The sequence below is a fragment of the Pseudomonas sp. fls2-241-TYG-175 genome (genome assembly GCF_030209155.1).
Lineage (GTDB): Bacteria > Pseudomonadota > Gammaproteobacteria > Pseudomonadales > Pseudomonadaceae > Aquipseudomonas > Aquipseudomonas viridiflava.
In genome coordinates this window covers 46,180-69,008 of sequence record NZ_JARVSO010000031.1, presented here as the reverse complement: position 1 = coordinate 69,008, position 22,829 = coordinate 46,180, and the positions used below count along the sequence as shown (strand labels likewise).

Genomic DNA, 22,829 nt, shown 5'->3' with positions numbered 1-22,829 from the left:
CCCGAATCAGCGCCAGGACTCAGCCTTCACCCACGTCGCGTTCTGCGGTGTTCATCCTACCGCGCTAAAAAAGCGCATCAGTGCCGCTATCCCAGCGTCGAAGATCCGATATCACCGGTCACGACCGGGTCAAGCTTGTCTGCGTCGACGAAGTCGTCCAGACCGAGGATGTCCAGGTCGAGGTAGGCCTCGGGATCGCGGTCTTCATCGGCGTCTGCGTCGTTCAGGGGCGACTGGTCGCCGCCAAAGTGATGAATGTCTCGTGTTACATCAGCGTGTGTCTGTGAAGGTGTGTGCATGATCTGGATGCTCCTGTCGGTCGTCAACGAATCGGACACGCTCCGGGTGCCCGCATTACCGAAGGCTAACCCAGCGGCGTCCAAAAGCCAGCGCCTGAAGGTGAAATCTTCAGGCCCACACTTCAGGCCCACACCAGAAAGTCTCCACCATTGTCGCGCAGCATCTGCAGCATGCCCTGCGCGGCGGGCGACAGGTAGCCGCCGCTGCGCAGGGTGACGCCGATGGTGCGCTTCATAGTGGTCTGTTCCAGCGGCACCTCGCGCAGGTGTTGCATGGTCTTGCCGAACTCCAGCGATTCGCGGGCGACGAAGCTCAGCAGGTTGCTCTGGGCGATCAGGTTGGGCAACAGCGAGATCGAATTCGCTTCGATCTGCACCGTGGGCAACGGCAAGCCATTTGCGGCAAAGGTCGCATCCAGCCATTTGCGTGACGACACGCTGACTGGCGGCAACACCCAGCGAAAGGCGCACAGGTCGCTCATCTGCAAGGGCTTGTTCTTGAAGATCGGGTGCTGCTTGCTGGCGATGACCACGGCTTCGTCCTCAAGCACCGCAAAGCTGGTAACCCCTTCGCTGTCTGGCGCCAGCGCGCAGATGATCATGTCCAGTTGCCCCGAGCGCAGCGACTCGCGCAGCAGGTCGTCCTGGCCAATCACCAGCTTGAAGGTCACGTCGGGCGTGCGTTGCAACAGGGCCGAGGTCAGTTTCGGCATCAGGTATTCAGCCATGGTCGCCGCGCAACCGACGCGGATGTTGCCGACCATGCCGCTGGCAAAGTCCCGTACCTCGCGCTGGGTCTGGGCGATGCTCTGTTGCAGCTCCTTGCCCCGTGCCTGAAGCAGCTCGCCGACGGGTGTCAGCTTGATGCGCCGACCGTCACGCTGAAACAGTTTGGTGCCGAACGATTCTTCCAGTCGCTGAATGCTTTTGGTCAGCGCGGGCTGGCTGCGGTTGAGCTTTTCAGCGGCCCGGCCCAAATGGCCCAGTTCGGCGATGGTTTCAAAATACGTCAGATCGCGCAGGTCCATATCTATCAACCAAAGTTATCAATTCATGATTATTAGAAAATAGACTTGATGGGTTGTGATGTCGATACTTGTCGTACTCGATCAGGGCCGTGTGCCAGTTGATCGAATCGCAACGCTCGCAACAACAGGGAGAATCTTCTTGCAACGCACCTTGAGTCTGTCTCTTCCCACCCTTTCCCCGCCGGTTCAGTGGCTGGGTCTGATACTTCTCGCTGGCAGCGCCGGCCAATTGCTGAAACTGATCAACATGCCTGCTGCGATGTTCCTCGGGCCGATGCTGGTCGCCATCGGTTTCGGCGTATCGGGCGCCACCATTCGTATGAACAAGCGACTCTTTCAATTCGGGCAAGGCACGGTGGGTGTGTTGATTGCGCACGCCATGTCGGTCAGCGTGCTGATGACCGCGCTGGAGTCCTGGCCTGTCATGTTGCTGGCCACACTGCTGACCGTCGTGCTGAGCGCCGCCGTCGGACTTTTGCTGGTGCGGTTCGCGGGCATACCGAGCAGCACCGCGGCCTGGGGCACATCGCCGGGCGCCGCGTCGGCGATGGTCGCCATGTCCGAGGATTACGGTGCCGATTCGCGGGTCGTCGCGACGATGCAATATGTGCGAGTGGTCTGTGTGGTGGTGATCGGCGCGCTGGTCAGCCACTTCATGGGCGCATCGAGCAGCGGCGCTCAGGCGCACAGCACCGAAGTAATGCAGCAAGGCTCCAGCCTGATGGACCTGGGCTTGAGTCTGGCAGTGATCGTGGTCGGCGTGCTGCTGGGTTCGAAACTGCCCGCAGGTGCCTTGCTGATGCCGTTGATACTGGGCGGCGCGCTGCAACTGAGCGGCATGCTGCAAATCACCATCCCGCAGTGGCTACTGCCATTGGGCTACGGTGCCATCGGCTGCTACGTCGGCCTGCGCTTCGACCGTCCGACCGTGCAGTATGTCTGGCGGCGTCTGCCGATGATGATTCTCGCCTCGCTGGTGCTGATCGTGCTCTGCGCCCTGTCCGCCTGGTTGATCGCGATGATGATGGACAAGGATTACCTCTCGGTTTATCTGGCCACCAGCCCCGGCGGCCTGGACACCATGGCGATCATCGCCATCGACACCCACGCCGACGTCGGCTTCGTGCTGGCCATGCAGACCTTGCGCCTGTTCGGTGTGATTCTGACCGGCAGCTTTCTGGCCAGACAGATCATCCGCCTGACCGATAAAAGCGCAGCGTCACACTGAGGTTTGAACGCAGCCTCAGTCCAGCCCCGCCAGCGCACTGGCCAGACTCGGCGACAGCGGCAGTACCGGCAACAGCGTGGCCTGATACGCGTGATACAGATCAGGCTTGCCGGGCCAGATGTCTTCGCTCGGCACATTCTGTTCGTTCAACTCATGACGCCAGCTGCCGTGCTCGTAATCGATGAACAGCGTTTCATTGAATTCCCAGAACACCCGATACCAGTCTTCGTACTGCTGCTCGCCGGTACGCTGCAGCAATGATGCCGCCGCAGCAGCCGCTTCGCAGTGCGTCCAGTGCAGACGATGGCGAACCACCGGCCTGTTCTCCCAGTCCAGCGTGTAGACGATACCCGGAGCACCGTCGACGTCCCAGCCGTAGCGACAGGCATTGGCGAACAACTGGCGGGCGTCTTCGAGCAGCCACTCGGGACTGGACCGTCCGGCGTCACGACGCGCGGATTCAAGGTGCAGCACCAGACGCGCCCATTCGAAGGCGTGACCCGGTGTGGTGCCGAACGGGCGGAAGCCATCGGCGGGATTCTCACGGTTGTAATCCGGCAGTGGCGTCCAGTCCTGAGCGAAATGCTCGATGACCTGAAAGTCGTTGCCGCCTGCGTGCTGATGAATCACACGCTCGACGATACTCAACGCACGATCCAGCCATAGTGCGTCACCGGTCACGTCGGCCAGTGCCAGAAACGCCTCGGTGCTGTGCATATTGCTGTTGGCGCCGCGATAAGCTTCTTCGCCGCTCCAGTCACGGGCGAAGGACTCGCGCATCGCGCCCTCGTCCTCGCTCCAGAAATGGCTGTTGATCATCTGAATTGCATCCGACAGCAGCGCCTGGGCACCGGGCCGTCCGGCAACCACCGCCGAACTGGCCGCCAGCGCAACGAAGGCATGCAGATAGGCTTGCTTGTCGGTGGTTCCACCGTCTTCGAGCGCCGCGCTGAACCAGCCGCCGTGCTCGGCATCGCGCAACGGACCGCCAAGGGCAGCGACACCGTGATCCACCAGCGCGGCGCAGCCGGGAATACCTTGCGCGTGGGCCATGGCGAAACAGTGAGTCATGCGTGCAGTGTTCATGGTTTCGGCGGTGGCACCCACCATCAGACGGCCGTAGTCATCAAGGCTGCCGAAACCGTTCTGCAGCTTCGCAGCCTTGGCAAAGGCCAGCAGGCGATTGCCTTCCTGGGACAGCCATTGATGATGGGCTGGCGAACGCAGCCAACTGCTGAAGGTTTGTTTTTTATTGTTCATGACGCTGAGCAGCCTCCATCGATAGACATACCTGCACGGTGGTCTTCGCGACCGGGTGCAATAATGCGCGCCCGGCCGGTCGGCGGCAAGCGCGCTCAGGCCCTGTCGATGTCGGCTTTTCAGACCTTGAAGCGAGCCACCACCTGGTTCAGATCAGCGGCCAGACGCGACAGTTCATGGCTTGAAGCACTGATCTGATTGGCGCCCTGGGTCGACTGCATGGACAGGTCACGGATGTTGACGATGTTGCGGTCCACTTCACGCGAGACCTGAGCCTGCTCTTCCGCAGCACTGGCGATCACCAGGTTGCGTTCCGATATCTGGTTGATGGACGAGGTGATTTCGCTCAACGATTCACCTGCACCCTTGGCCAGCGACAGCGTGGAGCTGGCGCGATCACGGCTGGTGTTCATGGACTCCAGCGCCTGGGCCGAACCGCTGCGCATGGCGTTGACCATCGAGTCGATTTCCAGCGTCGACTGCTGGGTGCGATGCGCCAGCGCACGCACTTCGTCAGCCACCACGGCAAAGCCGCGACCCGACTCCCCGGCACGTGCCGCTTCGATGGCGGCGTTGAGCGCCAGCAGGTTGGTTTGCTCGGCAATCGAACGGATCACGTCAAGCACCTTGCCGATGTCCTGAGACTGATCCGCCAGGTTCTGCACCAGAACCGAAGTGGCCTGAACGTTTTCGGTGAGGGTCTGGATTGACTGCACCGTCTCGATCACCCTGCTCTGCCCGGCCTGCGCCGACGAGCTGGAATGACTGGACGCATCAGAAGTGGACACCGCGTTGCGGGCCACCTCTTCAACCGCCGAGGTCATTTCGTTGATGGCGGTAGCGGCCTGATCGATTTCGGCGTTCTGCTGGTTCAGTCCGCGATAGCTGTCCTCGGTGACCGAGTTCAGTTCGGTGGCGGCCGATGCCAACTGGCCTGCGGAACTGCCGATGTGGCGCATCGCTTCGCGCAGGTTGCCCTGCATCTGCTCCAGCGCCCGCAGCAAGCGGGTGACTTCGTCGTTGCCATCCACCGCAATGCTGTGGGTCAGGTCGCCCTGGGCCACATGCTCGGCGGCACTGACGGCGCGTTGTAGCGGACCGACGATGCTGCGGGTCAACCACAGCGCCAGACCGATGGTGCCCAGCGCGGCGAGCACGACAAACACCAGAACGATGCTGCGCGATGCCTTGTATTGAGCCTCGGCCGCCTTGCCCTCCGCATCGACCTTGGTGACGTAGAAGTCGGCCAGATCATTGAGCTGTTTGCCCGAGCCGTCGACGATCTGCTTCATGTCAGCCAGCAACAGCTTGTTCAGCCCCTTGCTGTCGCCTTGAGAGGCAAGCACAAAAGATCGATCCAGCGCGGTACGGTACTGGCCCATGGTGACCAGAAACTGATCAGCGAGGACCTTCTCTTCCGGGGTGTCGACAAAACCGTTGAGAATGTCGAGTTTCTTGGTCAAGTCGCCCAGGCGCACGTCCATCTGCCCGCGGTAGGTAGAGATGCTTGCAGGGTCGGTGTCCAGCGCCATGCGCAGGGAAATGGTGCGAATACGCAGCATGATTTCGCGCACATCGTTGACCACCCGCATGCTCGGCACCCAGTTGGTTTCGACGGCCACCTCGCTCTCGCGGATGGCAGACATCTGCACCAGCGCGAACCAGCCCAGCAGCGCCACCAGCAGGGATATCAGGGTAAAACCCAGACCTGCACGGCGGGCGATCGTGAGTTTGCGTAAATTCATGGCCAGGGCTCTTTTATATTTGGAAAGGCAGTAGGGACGTCAGGGTTGTCAGACAACCGCCAAGCGTATCGACATTGTCGGACACTTCTTTAGGCCATCGGCCATCATTTCATTTTGCAGAAACCGCCCGACGAATGAACCCGCTCAACCCGGCGGTATGTATGTCTACTGTCATATACGGGACATCGGCTTATACAAACGTGGAGGTTTGCCATGCATCTTGAAGGTTCCTGCCATTGCGGCGCCGTTGAGTTCAGTCTGGACAGCGCCCACCCCTACCCTTATCAACGCTGCTACTGCTCGATCTGTCGCAAGACTCAGGGCGCGGGTGGCTACGCCATCAACCTGAGCGGCAACGCTGCGAGCATGAAGGTCAAAGGCAAGGAAAATATCTCGATCTATCACGCCAAAATCCGCAAGGACCATCACGTGGAAACCAGCAGTGCCGAGCGGCATTTCTGCAAGGTCTGCGGCAGCGGCCTGTGGCTGTTCAGTAAGGATTGGCCGAAACTGATCCATCCGTTTGCGTCGGCCATCGATACACCATTGCCGATGCCGCCTGAGCGCACTCACATGATGCTGGACTCAAAGGCGTCATGGGTTGAGGTCAACGTGCACGAAGGCGATCTTCAGTTCGATCGTTATCCTGAGGAATCGATTGCGAACTGGCATGAAAGGCTGGAGCTGGAGCGTTGAGGTCTGACAATTCACTGAAATGCCTCCATACCACTGAAACAGCGCGGTCTTGAAGACACTGAACCGTGGGAGGCTCCACCACGTCTTCGATGTAGTGGCTGCCTCCCACAACCAACCGAGCTTCATCCTGAGGCCGCCAGCTGCCACACGCGTGCCACATCCCGCGCCCGTTCCTGCAGCAGGCGAGGCGCTTCGCGGCAGGCATGTTCAAGGTCCATCGGCCCGCTGGTCAACGCGAATGCGGCGCTGATGCCATGCCGATAAAGCTGCTCGTAACCTTCGCCCAGCGTCCCGGCCAGCACGATGACCGGTATACGCTGGCGCTGGGCGACACGTGCAACGCCCAGGGGCGTCTTGCCGCGCAAGGTCTGGGCATCGAAGCGCCCCTCGCCCGTGATTACCAGATCGGCACCGACCAGCGCCTGCTCGAGGCCCGTCAGGTCTGCGACCACCTCGACCCCGGCGCGAAACGAAGCATTCAGATAAGCCTTGGCGGCGAAACCCATTCCGCCCGCGGCGCCGCTGCCGGGGCTGTCACGCAAATCGCGCCCCAACGTACGGGCGGAGTGGTCGGCGAAATGCGCCAGAGCGGCGTCAAGTGCCAGCACCTGATCGGGTGAGGCGCCCTTTTGCGGACCAAAGATATGCGATGCGCCAGTCGGGCCACAGAGCGGGTTATCGACGTCGGCTGCAATTTCGACACGTACATTCGCCAGCCTCGGGTCCAGATCACTCAGGTCGATCCGCGCCAGATCGGCCAGGGCGCGTCCACCGCGCGGTAATGGCTGATCATTTCGGTCCAGAAACCGCGCGCCCAGTGCCGAGAGCATGCCGCTGCCGCCATCGTTGGTCGCGCTGCCACCGATCGCCAGAATGACCCGTTGCGCACCGGCATCCAGTGCAGCCGAGATCAATTGACCGGTCCCTTCGGTGCTGGTCAGGCAGGCGTCGCGCTGCTTGAGGGTAAGCAATTGCAGACCGCTGGCCATGGCCATTTCGATGATCGCGGTGCGGCTCTGCGCCAGCCAGCCCCATTGAGCCGCGACGCTGTCACCCAGCGGGCCGCTGACCTGTGCGCTCATCCATTGACCCTCGCAGGCGTCCAGCACAGCTTCGACAGTGCCTTCACCACCGTCGGCCATAGGGCACTTGACCAGCTCGGCATCGGGCCAGACTTCCGCCAAGCCGCTGGCAATTGCGTCGGCGACGGCCTGGGCACTGAGGCTGTCTTTGAAGGAATCGGGGGCGATGACTATTTTCATTGTTGTTCTCCATGTCCGTCACCGGATGTTCTCATCCCCTGCCCGCCTTGCCGCCTGCCCGGCGCACAACGATTCTGCGTGCTGATCAGGCATTTGAACAAAATCTGCCTTCAGTTCTGTCGCGGGGTCATCTGTGCCCCCAGATAAAGACGCAACAGGTCAACGGTCTTGTAAGGGTCGCAGCCGGTCAGCTCAGCAATCTTCTCCAGCCGGTAGCGCAGACTATTGCGATGGATACCCAGCGCATCGGCGCAGGCCTGGCTTTCGCCGCTGTGGTCGAACCAACTGCGCAGGGTTTCGAGCAACTGACCCTGATGGTGCAAACGGGCAATCGGCTCGGCTACTTCGGACGCCAGCCAGTCATGGCGGTGACGCCAGAACAGCACGGGCAGACGGTGATCGGCCAGACGCACCAGCTGCTGTTTCGGGTGGGCCTGTGCGACGTAATCCAGCAGGTCCCGTGCGGCCGCGCAGGCATGGCGCAACTCGGGCAAGTCCGCCGAAGGTTCCACCGTGGCCATGCGTATCACGGGCCAGTGGTGCTCTTCAAACTGCTTGAGCAGCGCATTGTCGTCGCGATCCTTGACCGCCGCGCGGCACCAGTAGAGCAAGGTCGGTTCACGCAGCACGAACCAGCTGTCGGCATAGCGCGAGCCCAGCCATCCGGCAATCTGGCTGGCTGCGGAGGCCTGCACGCCCAGCTGAATCAGCACCGCCTGACGCGGCAATTGCGGCTGCAGGCCCAGTTGGCGGGCTTCGTCGACCAGACTTTCAGGGCAGTCGGGCAGCAACAGCCGCGCCAGCAGGTCTTCGCTGCGCTGCAGGCGCCATTGGCGATCGGCCTGTTGGCGGCGCTGTTCCATGAGCATTTCAGCGGTCATCTTCACCAGTTCGCCGTAGACGCGGACCTCGTCTGGCTCGCCGGTGATACCGAGCACACCGACCAGTTTGTGATCGAGCATCAGCGGTAGATTGACGCCCGGTTTCACGCCGCCCAGATGCAGCGCAGCCCGGGAATCGATTTCGAAGACCTGGCTGTTGGCGAGCACCCGTTGAGCACCTTCGTGTCGAGTGCACAGACGCTCGGGGTCACCGCTGCCAATGATGATGCCCAGATAGTCCATGACATTGACGTTATAGGGCAGAATCGCCATGGCGCGGTCGACGATGTCCTGAGCCAGGTCACGATCAAGCGCAAACATGAAGAACTCCCGGTACCACGAGGGGCTTGGAGTGAGTAGGCATGCGGATACATTTTGTTGAAGTTATAGAGCCAGCGAGTGTGCCTGAAACCACTGTTGAGCGCGATGCGCGTGGCGCAGAGCCCACGCAGCCTGCCTCAGCGTTATACCCAAGTCTTGCTGCAACCACGGACTACTGTGGGAGGCGGCTTGCCGGCGATGGCGTCAGCTCAGTCACTGATAGATCGCTTCAGAAAAAGCATCGCCGGCAAGCCGCCTCCCACAGGGTATGCATTTAGTCAGATACTTACGTTTTGGCTCCGTTTTGCGCGTTTTCCAGACTTGTGTATAAAGATGGGCGCAGACCGTGCGCCACCCTCTGTATTACCCAATCAACCCCGCCAGACCCAGGGCTTCCAGAACTTGATCAGATCCCGACTCGCCAGCCTGCTGTCCCTGCTCACGCTTTCAGCCTGCACCTCGATGGCCGAGAGTGAAGACCCTACCCGACGCTTCGAGGATTACCGTCAGCAGACCCGGGAACTGATCCGCTCCCAGCGTACTTTCCAGACGTCCGACCACGAAGCCGAACTGAACTGGAATGCGCCGCAACAGTGGACGCCGAGCGGTGAGATCAAAGGCGGCGTGTTGATGGTGCATGGCCTTGGCGATTCACCCTGGTCATTCCACGACGTCGGTCAGCGGCTGGCCGATCAGGGGTTTGTGGTCCGCACCGTGCTGCTGCCCGGTCACGGCACCAAACCCGAAGACATGCTCGACGTGACGTTCGAGCAATGGCAGCAGGTGGTCCGCGAGCAGGCAAACCTGCTCGGCAAGGAAGTGCCCAAGGTGTATCTGGGCGGTTTTTCCACCGGTGCCAATCTGGTGCTGGACTATGCCTACGACCATGACGAGATTGCCGGGCTGCTGCTGTTCTCGCCCGCCTTTCGCTCCGACAGCGGTTATGCCTGGCTGACACCCTGGATCGGCTGGGCAAGACCATGGCTGCTCGCGCCCTCCAAGGAAAGTCTGCGGCCGATGCAGACGCCGCTGCGTTACATGAATGTGCCCACCAACGGGTTCGCCCAGTTCTATCGCAGCAGTGCTCTGGCTCAGAATCGCCTGCTCAAACGTAAATATGACAAGCCGGTGTTCATTGCCATCGCCCAGCACGACTCGGTGCTGGACACCGCCTACGTACTGGACACCTTCAACGAACGCTTCAGCCACCCGGACAGCCGCCTGATCTGGTACGGCGATCTGCCCGCCAAGGCTGCGCGCACCTCACGGGTCGAGGTGCGCACCGACTACCTGCCGGACTACCGCATCAGCCGCTTTTCGCACATGGGCCTGCTGTTCTCCCCGAACAACCCGCTGTACGGCGTCAATGGCACGCAGCGAATCTGCTGGAACGGCCAGACCGACGAGGACACCGCGAAATGCATGGCGGGCGAGCCGGTCTGGTACTCGGACTGGGGTTACCGCGAGCCGGGCAAGATCCACTCGCGACTGACCTTCAATCCCTATTTCGACTGGCAGATGCAATTGATGCTGGGCGTACTCAAGGATGCGGACGAGGGCTAATCCTGCGGCACCAGCCTCTCACGGCTGTTGCTCAGGTGGGTCCACATGGCTGCACGCGCCGCGTCCGGGTCCTTGCGACGAATGGCGCTGAGCAGCGCTTCGTGTTCCAGGTTGGCCAGATAACCCTGATGCGCCAGGTTATTGCCCGCTCGCTCGCTTGAGGCAATGCGGCTGCGCGGAATGATCGCGCTGCCCAGGTGCTGCATGATTTCCATGAAATACGGATTGCCGGTCGCTTCGGCGATCAGCATGTGAAAACGCTTGTCCGCCTCGACGCAACTGTCATCGTTGGCCAGCAGGTCCTGATAGTCGTCCAGCGCCTGACGCATGGCCGCCAGTTGCTCTTCCGTACGACGCACCGCCGCCAGCGCCACAGCCTGGGTTTCAAGGCCGATGCGCAGCTCGATGATGTCGCGCACCCGCGACACGGTTTCGACCTTCAGGCGCAACCCCGTCTGGTCGCCGCGCTCCAGCACAAAGGTGCCGATGCCATGATGGGTCACTACCAACCCCGAGGCCTGCAACTTGGAAATCGCCTCGCGCACTACCGTACGACTGACTCCGTGTTCACGGACGATCTGGTTTTCCGATGGCAGCTTCTCACCCGGCGCAATCTTGCCCAGCAGGATGCGCTGACTCAGTTCGGTGACCAGATCAGTGGCCAGACTGTGCTGGCGGCGTTTGGGGGCGGTGCTGGCGGGCTCTTGCATCAAGGTTGTCCTGACGTTGTCTGGCGCTTGTCTGATTGTGCGGCGTCTGGTGAACCCGTAACGCAGCGGCAAGGCTGACGAAGGCGCATGGGGCCTGAGTTTCAGGGTCACCAGAACTTGTCTGACTTGTATTACAAGTTGGCCGAGCTTGTCAAAACCTCTCCTGCCCTTCTGTCCGTCTTTTTATGACGTGATACTCCAGGAAAAATGATGTTCGGTAACGGCCAACGATACTCACCCTGAGCGCAAAACCCTTGAAATGCTTGGCCTCTAATCACTGAAAGCTGAATCAGCTCCACGATAAACAACTGAAACCTCTCGTCGTTGGCCGCAAAAATTAATCGTGATCCGACCGTCGTGGGGGCTTGCGCAAGCGCATCCAACTTGTATGATGACCGACAATGCAAGGGACACACCTTGCACATACCCGCATAAAAACAACGAGTGGGAGATTCAATTGTGAGCACATCCAATTCCGGGATGGCCGCCGGCGCAGATTCGGTCCTGACTTCAGCCGTATCGAAAGTCAAACGTCATGTCCTGGCGCTTTTCGTCATCATGTTTATCGTCAACTACATCGACCGGGTGAACATCGGCTTCGTGCGCTCGCACATGGAGCACGATCTGGGCATCGGTGCTGCGGCCTACGGCCTGGGCGCCGGGCTGTTCTTCATCGGCTATGCGTTGTTCGAGGTCCCTTCCAACATCCTGCTGCAGAAAGTCGGCGCACGCATCTGGCTGACGCGGATCATGCTCACCTGGGGCCTGGTCGCGGCCTGCATGGCCTTCATCCAGAACGAAACCCACTTCTATATCCTGCGCTTTCTGCTGGGCGTGGCCGAAGCAGGCTTCTTTCCAGGCGTGATCTACTACTTCACCCGCTGGCTGCCAGGCGTTGAGCGTGGCAAGGCAATCGCCATCTTCCTCAGCGGCTCGGCCATCGCTTCGCTGATTTCCGGCCCGTTGTCCGGCCTGCTGCTGCAGATCACCGGGTTCGGCCTGAAAGGCTGGCAGTGGATGTACTTCATCGAAGGCATGTTCTCGGTGGGCCTGTGCTTCTTCGTCTGGTTCTGGCTGGACTCCAAACCGCACGATGCCAAGTGGCTGACCCGTGAGGAACAGGACGCACTGGTCAACGCTATCGACGCCGAACAGGCCGCTCGCGAAGCCGCAACGCCAGTCAAGGCGTCCATTGGCAAGCTACTCAAGGACGGCCAGATCATCCTGTTCTGCCTGATCTACTTCTTCATTCAGTTGACCATCTATGCGGCGACCTTCTGGCTGCCGAGCATCATCAGAAAAATGGGCAGCCTGACCGATTTCGAAGTCGGCATGTTCAACTCGATCCCATGGCTGCTGTCGATCATCGGCATGTACGCCTTCGCCACCCTGTCGGCCAAATGGAAACGCCAGCAGGCCTGGGTTGCTGCAGCGCTGCTGATTGCCGCGGCGGGCATGTTCATGTCCACCACGGGCAGCCCGATCTTCGCGTTCGTTGCCATCTGCTTTGCGGCACTGGGCTTCAAGTCGGCCTCATCACTGTTCTGGCCGATTCCCCAGGCTTATCTGGATGCCCGAATCGCCGCTGCGGTCATCGCGCTGATCAACTCGGTCGGCAACCTCGGCGGTTTCGTGGCACCGACCACCTTCGGCCTGCTGGAAGAGCACACCGGCTCGATTCAGGGCGGCCTTTATGGCCTGACCGCCACGTCGCTGATTGCCGCGGTCATTGTCTTCGCCGCCCGCAACACGCCAAAGCCAGGCGCGACGCCGGTCGCCGCTGTGCAGACGCCTGCGACTCACTGACGCTCATTCCAACAACAATTTCGCAAAGGATTTCACCATGAACGCTCAGCACTCCAACATCACTGCCAAGGCCCCTGTCATCACCGAGATGCAGGTCGTGCCGGTAGCGGGCCATGACGACATGCTGCTCAACCTCAGCGGCGCGCACGGCCCCTACTTCACTCGCAACATTGTGATTCTCAAGGACAACGCGGGAAACACCGGCGTCGGCGAAGTGCCGGGCGGCGACCTGATCCGCCAGACCCTGGAAGACGCACGCTCGCTGGTGGTCGGCAGCAGCATCGGTACGTACCAGAAGATCCTCAATGACGTGCGCAAGGCTTTTGCCGAACGCGACTCGGGCGGCCGTGGTCAGCAGACCTTCGACCTGCGTATCACCATCCACGCCGTCACCGCGCTGGAAGCCGCCCTGCTCGACCTGCTCGGCCAGCACCTGGACGTGCCCGTTGCCGCCTTGCTGGGTGAAGGCCAGCAGCGCGATCAGGTGGAGATGCTGGGTTATCTGTTCTATGTGGGCGATCAGCACAAGACCGATCTGGCCTATCGCAGCGAACCGGATGCCGACAACGACTGGTTCCGCCTGCGCCACGAAGTCGCTTTGACCCCTGAGGCGGTAGTGCGTCTGGCTGAAGCCGCGCACCAGCGTTATGGTTTTCAGGACTTCAAACTCAAGGGCGGCGTACTGCGTGGCGACGAGGAAATCGAAGCGGTCACAGCGCTGGCAGAACGCTTCCCCGACGCTCGCATTACCCTGGACCCGAACGGCGCCTGGTCGCTCAAGGAAGCCATCCGTCTGTGCCGCGACCAGCATCATGTGCTGGCCTACGCCGAAGACCCATGCGGAGCGGAAAACGGATTCTCCGGCCGCGAAGTAATGGCCGAGTTCCGCCGCGCCACAGGCCTGAAGACGGCCACCAACATGATCGCCACTGACTGGCGCGAGATGGGTCACGCGATTCAGTTGCAGTCGGTGGACATCCCGCTGGCCGATCCGCATTTCTGGACCATGCAGGGTTCGGTGCGGGTCGCGCAGATGTGCAACGAGTGGGGCCTGACCTGGGGCTCGCATTCCAACAACCACTTCGACATCTCGCTGGCGATGTTTACCCATGTGGCCGCCGCTGCGCCGGGCAATATCACCGCCATCGACACTCACTGGATCTGGCAGGACGGCCAGCGCCTGACCAAGGCCCCGCTGCAAATCGTCGGAGGCAAGGTCGAGGTGCCGAAAAAACCGGGACTGGGTGTCGAGCTGGACATGGATCAACTGGCCAAGGCACACGAGTTGTACAAAGGCATGGGCCTTGGCGCGCGCAACGACGCTGCGGCCATGCAGTTCCTGATCAAGGGCTGGACGTTCAACAACAAGCAGCCTTGCCTGGTGCGCTGAGCCACTTTCCTCTGCTTCAAGAACACTCGCCACACCGTTGGCACACGGCGCGCAACCCCCTTGCGCGCCGTTTTTTCTCGCTTCGCACTGCCGCGTGATACTGTCTTGCAACAATCAGTAACGACTAGCCCGCATGCGCCATCTCGTTCATACCCGTCCCCGCCTGACCATCGCTGCGCTCGTAGGACTGACGTCCGGCGTCGCCTCCGTCTGGGTGCTTCCCGACACCACCGTGACCCAGAATCTGCTCATTGGCTGGGATCTGGGCGTCTGGCTCTACCTGATCCTCATATTCATCCGCACCCTGCACAGCGACGCAAGCGATGTGCAGCGCATCGCCATGATGGAAGACGAGAATGCCGGTGCGATCCTGATGACCGTGTCCATCGCCGCACTGGCCAGCCTGGCCGCGATCATCGTTGAAATCGCAGGCACCAAAGGCCTTTCGCCGCATGCCCAACTGCTCCATCACGCATTCACCGGCATCACCGTCATTGGTTCATGGCTGATGATCGGCGTCGTGTTCAGCCTGCATTACGCCCGCCTGTTCTATACCTGGAAAGGCAAGGAGCCGGCACTGTCTTTCGCCGGTGGCGAGAAAAACCCGGATTACTGGGACTTTCTGTATTTCTCGTTCACCTTGAGCGTTGCGGTCCAGACCTCCGATGTCGGCGTGGCGACGCGCCAGATGCGCCGGATCGTGCTGGCCCAGTCGCTGATCTGTTTTGTGTTCAACACGGCTATTCTGGGGTTCTCGATCAATATCGCAGCCAGCCTGTTCGATTAGCCGCTTCCCCAAACCTGCCCAGGGAGACCACTGCTCATGACCCGATTGACCATTGCTGTGCTTGATGACTGGCAGAACGTGGCCAGCGATGTGGTGGACTGGTCGCCGCTGCACTCCATCGGCGAGGTCAGCTTCCTGCATGACTTCCCTGCCGACACCGCCACCATGGTCCAGCGCCTCCAGCACTTCGACGTGATCTGCGTGATGCGCGAACGAACCCTGTTCGACGACGCCCTGCTAACCCAGCTCCCGCGGCTGAAACTGTTGACCACCGGCGGCATGCGCAATGCGGCTATCGACGTCGCAGCGGCCAAACGGCTGAATATTACGGTGTGCGGCACCGACAGCTACAAGCAGGCAGCGCCGGAGCTGACCTGGGCGCTGATCATGGGCGTCACTCGCAATCTGGTGACCGAAGCCAATGCATTGCGCGCCGGTCACTGGCAAGTCGGGTTGGGCAGCGATCTGTACGGCAAGACACTCGGCATTCTGGGGTTGGGCAGTATCGGCAAGTGGATTGCCCGCTATGGTCAGGCGTTCGGCATGGAGGTCATCGCCTGGAGCCAGAATCTGACACCGGAGGCCGCCGTTGAATGTGGCGTCACTTATGTGAGCAAGCAGGCGCTGTTCGAGCAGGCCGATGTGCTGTCGGTGCATCTGGTGCTCAGCGATCGCAGCCGAGGGCTCGTGGATGCTGAAGCGCTGGGCTGGATGAAGCCCGGCGCGTTCATCGTCAATACCTCGCGCGGACCGATCATCGACGAAGCGGCGCTGATCGAAACCCTGCAACAACGCAGAATCGCCGGAGCCGCTCTGGACGTGTTCGATACCGAGCCGCTCCCGGAAAGCCACCCGTTCCGCACGCTGGACAACGTGCTGGCGACCCCGCATATCGGCTACGTCACCGAAAACAACTACCAGACCTTCTATGGCCTGATGATCGAGAACATCCAGGCTTGGCACGCGGGGACGCCGATCAGGGTGTTCGCCTGATCGCGGCCGTTGACGCTACAGGGTGTAGGCGATTCCGACCTGCACCGTACGCGGGGCGCCCGGATAGGCATACACGTTGCCGAACGCGCCTTCTTCGTAGTCCTTGTCGAAGACGTTCTTCACATCGAGATTGAGCTTCACGTGCTCGTTGACCTTATAGAAGGCCAGCAGATCGAACACGGTGTAGCTGTCCATCGAGAACGCGGTGTTCGCAGTCTGCCCGGCACGCTGATCGACATAGCGACCGCCCGCCCCCAGGCCCAGGCCACGCAGCGCGCCGTCCTGGAATTCGTAGACGTTCAACAGGCTGAATGTCTGCTCGGGGATGTTCAGCAGACGGGTACCGGAGCGCAGGGTGTTGTCCTTGGTGACCTCGGCATCGACGTAGGCATAGCTGCCCATCACACGCCACTCCGGGGTCAGATTGCCAACCACGTTCAAATCCAGACCGCGACTGCGCACTTCGCCCGCTGCCACGCTGAAGGTGGAGTCGACCGGGTCGGTGGTCAGCACGTTCTGTTTCTCGATCTGATACAGCGCAGCGTCGACGCTCAACTGACGGTCCAGCGCTTCCCACTTGACGCCCACTTCATAGGACTTGCCCTCCTCAGCCTTGAAGCCGCCACCCAGACGGCTCGCGCCTGTGTTGGGCTTGAACGAACGAGCCGTGTTGGCGTAGACCGCCACGGTGTCGGTCAGGTCGTAGGTCAGGCCGAGACGCGGGGTCACTGCGTTGTCGCTGTTGGTGAACGGCACGCCGACGCCGAAGGTGTCGTAGTCATGCTCGAAACGCTCGAAACGCACACCGGCCAGCAGTTTCATGCGCTCGGTCAGCGCTACCTGATCCTGCACAAAGGCGGCGTAGGTCTTGAGGTTTTCCTTGTCGTTGGTGGTAGTTCGCGTCAGCGCCGGACGGGCCTGTCCGTAAACCGGATCGAAAATGTCGATGGTGTAGGCGTTCACCGCACCACTGGAGCGTCGGATGATCGACTTGTAGTCGTAATCTTCGTATTCGACGCCTGCCAGCAGCGTATGGTCGAAGCCGCCAGTGGCGAAATGTCCGGTGACGTTCAGTTGCACGTCGCGATCAGTCCATTCCAGTTTGCGGTAATTGAAGTTGCGGCCCAGCGTGCGCCCGTCGGCTGCCAGGCCGTTGGCTTCAATGGCGTCACCCTTGAGCGAGCCGTCGAGCATCTGGATGCCGCCGCCCAGTTTCCAGTCGGCGTTCAGGTCGTGGTCGAAACGGATCTGCGCCATGTTGTTGTCATTGTGCAGCTTGCCCACGTCCTTTTCACCGAAGAACGTGTCCCGCGAAGCGGTGCGGGTCTGCGCGGGATAACGCGTCAGGCCACGGTCCAGCGGCGCGTTGTTGCGCATGAAGTCGCCTTCGAAGGTAATGCGCGTAGCGTCATCGACCTGCCAGCTCAAAACAGGTGTCACACCGTAGCGTTCGGTTTCGACGTGATCGCGAAAGGTATCGCCGCCCTCGCCCACCACGTTCAGGCGATAGGCAAATCGCCCGTCGTCATCCAGAGGACCGGATGCGTCCAGCGTGCCGCGCTTCATCCCTTGATCATTGAGCTGGCTGCCCAGCGTGACCGAACGCTCGGCCAACGGCTGTTTGGACACCACGTTGAACGTGCCGCCCGGATCTCCACGCCCGTAAAGCGTGGCGGCAGGACCGCGCAGCACTTCCAGACGCTCGATGGTGTTGGCGTCCGGCATGTTCGGGTAGCCGCGATTGATCGGGAAGCCGTTGCGATAGAACTCACCCGTGGTGAAGCCGCGTACGGTGAACGTGGTGAGACCCTGACCGCCGAAGTTGTTGGCACGCCCCACGCCGCCTGCGTAATCCAAAGCATCTTGCAGGCGCGTGGCACCGATGTCTTCGACGGCCTCGCGGGTCACGACACTGATCGACTGCGGCGTTTCGTGCAAAGACGTATCGGTACGGGTGGCACTGACAGACCGGGTCGCACGATAGCCCTGGACAGGGCCCTGGGCAGTCTCGATATCCGTGGCGCTCTGGATGTCGATGTTCTGCAGTTCGATCGAGGAATTATTGGCAGTCACCTGATCGGCCCAGGCTGATTGGGAGATTGCTTGAATGACACAAAGAGACAGAAAGGTACGACGCATCGAGGTGCAGCCCTTGGCAAGAAACCAAGCCTCATGGGACCCGGCGGGATTTTTTCGCGAATAGTACACATTCTTATTAGCACTTGATACAAATTACCAAAAAAGACATTCCATCCATTCAAGTGCATAAGCGCACGGGCTCTGTGAGAACTGGCTCATACATTTGCCGATACCGCGGGCAGGCGGCGAACGACGGCGTGCGACGCCTGTCTCAAGCATCGGACCGGCGCAGCCTGCGTCCTCATCTCCAGCGCATCAGCAACGCATCAGGAAACGGTATGGACCACGAAGTAGACGGCAAGACCCCCGGCCTGTCAGCCGAAGAAGAGCGCGAGATCGATGAGAACCAGCCGCCCCGCGCGGCGGTACTGCATGAAACCATCCGCATGCAGGGCGACCATGAGCTGGAACGCAGCGTCGCCGCCCTGTGGTGGTCAGCCCTTGCGGCCGGCCTGACCATGGGCCTGTCGCTGATGGCGATGGGGTTGCTCATGTCACGCCTTGAAGGCATATCCGGCAGCCACGTGATTACCAGCCTGGGTTATTCGGCGGGCTTCCTGGCGGTCATCCTGGCTCGCCAGCAACTGTTCACCGAAAACACCATCACTGCGGTATTGCCGATCATGAGCAAACCGAACCTGGCCAATATCTGGCGGCTGTTGCGCCTGTGGGGCGTGGTGCTGGGTGGCAACCTGATGGGCACTCTGCTGGTGGCCTACGTCATGCTCAACCTGCCGATCTTCGATGCCAAGACCGACCACGCGTTTCTGGAAATCGGCCGCAAGGTCATGGAAAACGATGTCAGCCAGATGTTCTCCAAGGGAATCGTGTCCGGCTGGATGATTGCGACCATGGTCTGGATGATCGCCTCGATGGAAAATGCCAAGATCGCGATCATCGTGCTGATCACCTACCTGATGGCACTCGGCGACTTCACGCACATCGTCGTGGGCTCGGCCGAAGTGTCATACCTGGTGTTCGCAGGCGAGCTGGGCTGGAAGGATTTCTGGTTCACCTTTGCGGGTCCCACGCTGGCGGGCAACATCATTGGCGGCAGTTTTATTTTCGCCCTGATCAGCCACGCGCAGATCCGCAGCGAGAAAGATACCAGCGCCAAACTTGAACGGGACAAGAAACGTCGGTCGGAAGAAAAACGCCTGGCCGACGCACAGAAGCTCAAGGACGGCGATGCCGGAATGCCGAAAGACATATGATCCCCGTCATTAAACTTTCTTTCAGGAACTTCGCCGCCATTTAGGGGCAAACTAGGTCTTTGAACGTACTTATTCAGGCAGGGACCATGACCCGAATTCTGGCAATCGAAGATGATGCCATCACCGCAAAGGAAATCGTCGCAGAGCTCAGCAGCCACGGACTTGAAGTGGACTGGGTGGACAACGGCCGTGACGGTCTGGCGCGTGCAGTGAGTGGCGATTACGACTTGATAACCTTGGACCGCATGCTGCCGGAGATCGATGGCCTGACCATCGTCACCCAGCTACGCGCCCAGGGCATCGCCACGCCGATCCTCATGATCAGCGCGCTGTCCGACGTGGACGAGCGCGTTCGTGGCCTGCGGGCCGGAGGCGATGATTACCTGCCCAAGCCGTTTGCATCCGATGAAATGGCGGCACGCGTCGAAGTGCTGCTGCGTCGCAGCAATCCGGTCAGCGCCGCGAAAACCGTTCTGCAGGTGGCCGACCTTGAGCTCAACCTGATTACCCGTGAAGCCTGTCGGGGTGGCGAGCCGCTTGTGCTGTTGCCGACCGAATTCAAGCTGCTCGAGTTTCTGATGCGCAACAGCGGACAGATCATCACCCGCATGATGATTTTCCAGGAAGTCTGGGGTTACCACTTCGACCCCGGCACCAACCTGATCGATGTACACATCGGTCGCCTTCGCAAAAAGATCGACCAGCCTGGCATCGCACCGCTGATACAAACCGTGCGAGGTTCAGGTTATGTCATTGCCGAACCCGTCTAACGGTTGGCGCTCCTCTTCCAGCAGACTGCTGGCGCTCTACAGCACACTGTTCGTGGCCTGGAGCGCCATCCTGCTGGGGGTTCTGTACTGGGAGGTCAACGGTTACCTGGACAGTCTGGCACGTCGTTCGCTGACCCATCGCCAGCAGTTGTTCACGCGCTTCGAGGGGCAGGCGCTGATCGACGCGCTGGCCACCAGCATGACCTTCGACACTCGTTCCGTAGACGCCTACGGCCTGTTTGATGACCAGTTCCGGCACATCGCCGGGCCGATCACGCACATCCCCAAAGTGCTGCCCATAGACGGTCAGATCCATGAACTGAGCAGTTGCATCGACTCCGAAGACCCGGGACTGCCCAAGGACAGCTGCGACGCGATTGTGTCGCACACCGTCGACGGGCGCTGGCTGGTACTGGTGCGCGAGAACGGTACATTGTTCGCGGTCAGCACGCTGATTCTGCACGCCCTGCTCTGGGGCATCTCGTTGACAATCATTCCCGGAGTCGCCGGTTGGCACTTGCTGCGGCAACGGCCTCTTCGGCGTATCCGCGCCATCCAGCTCAGCGCAGAGTCGATCATCGCCGGAGACATGGCCGGACGCCTGCCCGTTTCCAGCAGACGCGACGAACTGGACATGCTGGCGGTCATCGTCAACGCGATGCTCGACCGCATCGAAAAGCTCATGAACGAGGTCAAGGGTGTCTGCGACAACATCGCCCATGACCTGCGCACGCCACTGACCCGTCTGCGTGCCCAGTTGTATCGCATCCAGCAACAGGCCAAGTACGACTCGCCCTGCGCGTTGCAGATTGCGCAGGTGATCGGTGAAGCGGATACGCTGATGGCGCGTTTCCGAGGCCTGCTGCGCATCTCGGAACTGGAAGACCGGCAGAGGCGCTCTGCCTTTGTCGAACTTGAACTGCGTCCGCTGTTGCAGGAACTCCACGACTTTTACCTGCCGTTGGCCGAAGAAGACGAGATCACCCTGCTCCTGAAGATGGAAGACACGTTGCCGACGCTCGTCGGAGATCGCGCCTTGCTGTTCGAAGCCCTGGCCAATCTGCTGAGCAATGCCATCAAGTTCACGCCAGCGGGCGGAACAGTCATGGTCAGCGCCTACGCGGACAAGGAAGGCAAGAGCCCTTGCGTCGACATACAGGATTCAGGCCCCGGAATTCCGGTGACCGAACGGGCCGCCGTGTTTCAACGCTTTTACCGCAGTGAAGCGGGCAATCAGCACAGCGGTTTCGGTCTGGGCCTGTCAGTGGTAGCGGCCATCGTCAACCTACACGGTTTTACGCTGCAGATCGGCACCAGCCCATATGGCGGCGCTAGCCTGAAACTGACCTGTCGCACGGCACGTCCCCTGGTCTAGAAAAACGGCACGAACATCCATTCGTGCCTGCTTTTTGACGAGGTTAACGCCTCTGGCACAGGCCTTTCAGACGTTTCGATGATAATCTGGCGCGAGTTGCCAAGCGCTAAAGTGTAACATTATGTTTCATAAACAGGCTGTACTGGACCGTTTCAGCCCGCACAAGTTCCCTTCAATAGTTCCGCTTTTCCGCCTTGATCTGTCTCTTTTCCCCGAATAACCCTGTTTCGCTATCAAGTATTCCCACAGCGGCCCGATAGAAGAACGTGAACCAATCGGCATTTTTGTGGCGTCAGCATCTTGTCGGTATACCGACACTGCGTTATCTATGGTCACCGCAAGACGGACTAAAGATGCACCCAAAACAAGAACTCATCGGATTTCGTCCTGAACCGGGCGGGGCTTTGGCATGGTCGCCGAAGCAGAGAATGCTGGAATAAAATTTCGTAGGATCGACATCGGCTGGGAGGCTGTTATGGGCGCACAATCAACTATTTTAAGCGTGGGCGATTACAAGGTTTACACCGAAACCTACTGGAAAGGCAGCCATGTAAAGACCATCATGCTGGTCAACGGCGCATTGTCGACCACGGGCTCTTTCGGGCAGACCGTCAAGTACCTTCAACCGCACTACAACATTGTCCTGTTTGATCTTCCGTTTTCCGGCCAGTCGCGGGCACACAATGCCGACGACATGATCGTGACCAAGGAAGACGAAGTCGGCATCCTGCTTCAGCTCATTGACCGCTTTCAGGTCAACTACCTGCTTTCCGTGTCCTGGGGCGGTGTTTCGGCCCTCCTGGCGCTCTCGGAGTGCCCGGCTTCGGTCGAAAAAGCCATTATCAGTTCGTTCTCGCCTGTGCTGAATGAGCCCATGCTCGATTACATCGACAAGGCTCAGGTGTACCTCGCCGCTCGTGAAAAACGCAAGATTGGCTCCCTGCTCAACGACACGGTCGGCAAGTACTTGCCGCGCCTGTTCAAGTTGTACAACTACAAGCATCTGATCAGTCTCGCCGAGCACGAGTATGGCCAGATCGACTTTCACATCAGCCAGATTCGCCAACTAAGCGCCAGTAACTACGTCGAGCGTTTTTCCTCGATCAAGATCCCGGTATTGTTCGTCAATGGCGAGAAAGATGAATACACCACCGTTGACGATGCGCGCACTTTCGCCGACTACATCCCTCGCAGCACGTTCGACGTAGTTCCCGATACCGGGCACTTTCTCGACCTGGAAAGTAAAGCCGCCTGGCACCACTCGCAGCGCAACGTGCTTGCCTTTCTGGGTACAGAAGCCTGCAACGAGGCATGGCCCAGCGCGACTGCGATGGCCTGAGATCGCCCGCGCCGCGCCCCGTG

At 60.3% G+C, this 22,829-nt stretch carries 19 protein-coding genes and 1 pseudogene; 11 read left to right on the top strand and 9 right to left on the bottom strand.

Translation table 11 applies throughout. The features are described from left to right. Nucleotides 1–86: 86 nt before the first annotated feature. Both QRN20_RS20515 and QRN20_RS20510 read right to left on the bottom strand, forming a co-directional pair. Nucleotides 87–299: a hypothetical protein gene (locus QRN20_RS20515; RefSeq protein ID WP_122582208.1), complete on the bottom strand. Its 213-nt coding sequence runs from the start codon at nt 297–299 to the stop codon at nt 87–89. Between the two features lie 122 nt (nt 300–421). Further along, complete coding sequence (locus tag QRN20_RS20510) at nt 422–1,327, bottom strand: LysR family transcriptional regulator (RefSeq protein ID WP_025995004.1); 906 nt, start codon at nt 1,325–1,327, stop codon at nt 422–424. A gap of 139 nt (nt 1,328–1,466) precedes the next feature. Between QRN20_RS20510 and QRN20_RS20505 the strand changes: the two genes are divergently transcribed. Beyond that, nucleotides 1,467–2,555, top strand: a complete 1,089-nt coding sequence (locus tag QRN20_RS20505) for an AbrB family transcriptional regulator (RefSeq protein WP_122431409.1) — start codon at nt 1,467–1,469, stop codon at nt 2,553–2,555. Nucleotides 2,556–2,570: 15 nt separating this feature from the next. On the opposite strand, the gene QRN20_RS20500 is transcribed toward QRN20_RS20505, so the two are convergent. From QRN20_RS20500 to QRN20_RS26945, 3 genes and pseudogenes are all read right to left on the bottom strand, one after another. Beyond that, entirely contained in the window at nt 2,571–3,815 is a 1,245-nt protein-coding gene (locus QRN20_RS20500) for a D-mannose isomerase (protein ID WP_088235471.1), read from the bottom strand. Between the two features lie 119 nt (nt 3,816–3,934). Next, nucleotides 3,935–4,774 (bottom strand): methyl-accepting chemotaxis protein, encoded by an 840-nt coding sequence (locus QRN20_RS26950; protein ID WP_412088899.1) that lies wholly within the window; start codon nt 4,772–4,774, stop codon nt 3,935–3,937. Between the two features lie 15 nt (nt 4,775–4,789). Beyond that, nucleotides 4,790–5,560 (bottom strand): annotated as a pseudogene (locus QRN20_RS26945) (HAMP domain-containing protein); the annotation flags it as partial. Nucleotides 5,561–5,773: 213 nt separating this feature from the next. Here QRN20_RS26945 and QRN20_RS20490 point away from each other — a divergent pair. After that, nucleotides 5,774–6,256 carry a GFA family protein gene (locus QRN20_RS20490; RefSeq protein ID WP_122429419.1) on the top strand — a complete coding sequence of 161 codons (483 nt, stop codon included), beginning with the start codon at nt 5,774–5,776 and terminating at the stop codon, nt 6,254–6,256. A 122-nt stretch (nt 6,257–6,378) separates the two neighbouring features. On the opposite strand, the gene QRN20_RS20485 is transcribed toward QRN20_RS20490, so the two are convergent. Continuing rightward, nucleotides 6,379–7,518: a glycerate kinase gene (locus QRN20_RS20485; RefSeq protein ID WP_122499350.1), complete on the bottom strand. Its 1,140-nt coding sequence runs from the start codon at nt 7,516–7,518 to the stop codon at nt 6,379–6,381. A gap of 110 nt (nt 7,519–7,628) precedes the next feature. Next, entirely contained in the window at nt 7,629–8,720 is a 1,092-nt protein-coding gene (locus QRN20_RS20480; RefSeq protein ID WP_122509594.1) for a sugar diacid recognition domain-containing protein, read from the bottom strand. A gap of 402 nt (nt 8,721–9,122) precedes the next feature. On the opposite strand from QRN20_RS20480, the gene QRN20_RS20475 reads away from it, so the two are divergent. Next, the gene (locus tag QRN20_RS20475) at nt 9,123–10,283 is read left to right on the top strand and encodes an alpha/beta hydrolase (RefSeq protein WP_122509600.1); all 1,161 of its coding nucleotides are present in this window, start codon (nt 9,123–9,125) and stop codon (nt 10,281–10,283) included. Here QRN20_RS20475 and QRN20_RS20470 read toward each other — a convergent pair. After that, nucleotides 10,280–10,993, bottom strand: coding sequence for a FadR/GntR family transcriptional regulator (locus tag QRN20_RS20470; protein WP_029242855.1), 714 nt, complete (start codon nt 10,991–10,993; stop codon nt 10,280–10,282). The genes QRN20_RS20475 and QRN20_RS20470 overlap by 4 nt on opposite strands. A gap of 480 nt (nt 10,994–11,473) precedes the next feature. Between QRN20_RS20470 and QRN20_RS20465 the strand changes: the two genes are divergently transcribed. The 4 genes from QRN20_RS20465 (at nt 11,474) to QRN20_RS20450 (ending at nt 15,969) form a co-directional block, all read left to right on the top strand. After that, nucleotides 11,474–12,799, top strand: a complete 1,326-nt coding sequence (locus QRN20_RS20465; protein ID WP_285361083.1) for an MFS transporter — start codon at nt 11,474–11,476, stop codon at nt 12,797–12,799. Nucleotides 12,800–12,836: 37 nt separating this feature from the next. Continuing rightward, a complete protein-coding gene (gene gudD, locus QRN20_RS20460) occupies nt 12,837–14,189 on the top strand; it encodes a glucarate dehydratase (protein ID WP_058430559.1) in 1,353 nt (450 codons plus the stop codon). 133 nt (nt 14,190–14,322) lie between these two features. After that, nucleotides 14,323–14,976: a DUF1345 domain-containing protein gene (locus tag QRN20_RS20455; protein WP_058430558.1), complete on the top strand. Its 654-nt coding sequence runs from the start codon at nt 14,323–14,325 to the stop codon at nt 14,974–14,976. A gap of 36 nt (nt 14,977–15,012) precedes the next feature. Continuing rightward, nucleotides 15,013–15,969 (top strand): D-2-hydroxyacid dehydrogenase family protein, encoded by a 957-nt coding sequence (locus QRN20_RS20450; protein ID WP_285361079.1) that lies wholly within the window; start codon nt 15,013–15,015, stop codon nt 15,967–15,969. A gap of 15 nt (nt 15,970–15,984) precedes the next feature. On the opposite strand, the gene QRN20_RS20445 is transcribed toward QRN20_RS20450, so the two are convergent. Continuing rightward, nucleotides 15,985–18,108: a TonB-dependent siderophore receptor gene (locus QRN20_RS20445; protein ID WP_285361078.1), complete on the bottom strand. Its 2,124-nt coding sequence runs from the start codon at nt 18,106–18,108 to the stop codon at nt 15,985–15,987. A 278-nt stretch (nt 18,109–18,386) separates the two neighbouring features. Here QRN20_RS20445 and QRN20_RS20440 point away from each other — a divergent pair, with 278 nt between their 5' ends. From QRN20_RS20440 to QRN20_RS20425, 4 genes are all read left to right on the top strand, one after another. Continuing rightward, on the top strand, nt 18,387–19,322 hold the full coding sequence (locus QRN20_RS20440) for a formate/nitrite transporter family protein (RefSeq protein WP_004885205.1): 936 nt from the start codon (nt 18,387–18,389) through the stop codon (nt 19,320–19,322). 86 nt (nt 19,323–19,408) lie between these two features. Further along, nucleotides 19,409–20,092, top strand: coding sequence for a response regulator transcription factor (locus QRN20_RS20435; protein WP_029242861.1), 684 nt, complete (start codon nt 19,409–19,411; stop codon nt 20,090–20,092). Next, nucleotides 20,070–21,467 (top strand): sensor histidine kinase, encoded by a 1,398-nt coding sequence (locus QRN20_RS20430; RefSeq protein ID WP_088235480.1) that lies wholly within the window; start codon nt 20,070–20,072, stop codon nt 21,465–21,467. The genes QRN20_RS20435 and QRN20_RS20430 overlap by 23 nt, the downstream gene beginning before the upstream one ends. Nucleotides 21,468–21,876: 409 nt before the next feature. Continuing rightward, nucleotides 21,877–22,806 (top strand): alpha/beta fold hydrolase, encoded by a 930-nt coding sequence (locus QRN20_RS20425; protein WP_029242862.1) that lies wholly within the window; start codon nt 21,877–21,879, stop codon nt 22,804–22,806. The last annotated feature ends 23 nt before the right edge of the window (nt 22,807–22,829 follow it).

Bases quoted from the DNA above. Each gene is read 5' to 3' on its own strand.
- QRN20_RS20515 (WP_122582208.1), bottom strand. From the start codon at position 299: ATGCACACACCTTCACAGACACACGCTGATGTAACACGAGACATTCAT.
- QRN20_RS20510 (WP_025995004.1), bottom strand. From the start codon at position 1,327: ATGGACCTGCGCGATCTGACGTATTTTGAAACCATCGCCGAACTGGGC.
- QRN20_RS20500 (WP_088235471.1), bottom strand. From the start codon at position 3,815: ATGAACAATAAAAAACAAACCTTCAGCAGTTGGCTGCGTTCGCCAGCC.
- QRN20_RS26950 (WP_412088899.1), bottom strand. From the start codon at position 4,774: ATGCGCCACATCGGCAGTTCCGCAGGCCAGTTGGCATCGGCCGCCACC.
- QRN20_RS20490 (WP_122429419.1), top strand. From the start codon at position 5,774: ATGCATCTTGAAGGTTCCTGCCATTGCGGCGCCGTTGAGTTCAGTCTG.
- QRN20_RS20485 (WP_122499350.1), bottom strand. From the start codon at position 7,518: ATGAAAATAGTCATCGCCCCCGATTCCTTCAAAGACAGCCTCAGTGCC.
- QRN20_RS20480 (WP_122509594.1), bottom strand. From the start codon at position 8,720: ATGTTTGCGCTTGATCGTGACCTGGCTCAGGACATCGTCGACCGCGCC.
- QRN20_RS20470 (WP_029242855.1), bottom strand. From the start codon at position 10,993: ATGCAAGAGCCCGCCAGCACCGCCCCCAAACGCCGCCAGCACAGTCTG.
- QRN20_RS20465 (WP_285361083.1), top strand. From the start codon at position 11,474: ATGGCCGCCGGCGCAGATTCGGTCCTGACTTCAGCCGTATCGAAAGTC.
- gudD (WP_058430559.1), top strand. From the start codon at position 12,837: ATGAACGCTCAGCACTCCAACATCACTGCCAAGGCCCCTGTCATCACC.
- QRN20_RS20455 (WP_058430558.1), top strand. From the start codon at position 14,323: ATGCGCCATCTCGTTCATACCCGTCCCCGCCTGACCATCGCTGCGCTC.
- QRN20_RS20450 (WP_285361079.1), top strand. From the start codon at position 15,013: ATGACCCGATTGACCATTGCTGTGCTTGATGACTGGCAGAACGTGGCC.
- QRN20_RS20445 (WP_285361078.1), bottom strand. From the start codon at position 18,108: ATGCGTCGTACCTTTCTGTCTCTTTGTGTCATTCAAGCAATCTCCCAA.
- QRN20_RS20440 (WP_004885205.1), top strand. From the start codon at position 18,387: ATGGACCACGAAGTAGACGGCAAGACCCCCGGCCTGTCAGCCGAAGAA.
- QRN20_RS20435 (WP_029242861.1), top strand. From the start codon at position 19,409: ATGACCCGAATTCTGGCAATCGAAGATGATGCCATCACCGCAAAGGAA.
- QRN20_RS20430 (WP_088235480.1), top strand. From the start codon at position 20,070: ATGTCATTGCCGAACCCGTCTAACGGTTGGCGCTCCTCTTCCAGCAGA.
- QRN20_RS20425 (WP_029242862.1), top strand. From the start codon at position 21,877: ATGGTCGCCGAAGCAGAGAATGCTGGAATAAAATTTCGTAGGATCGAC.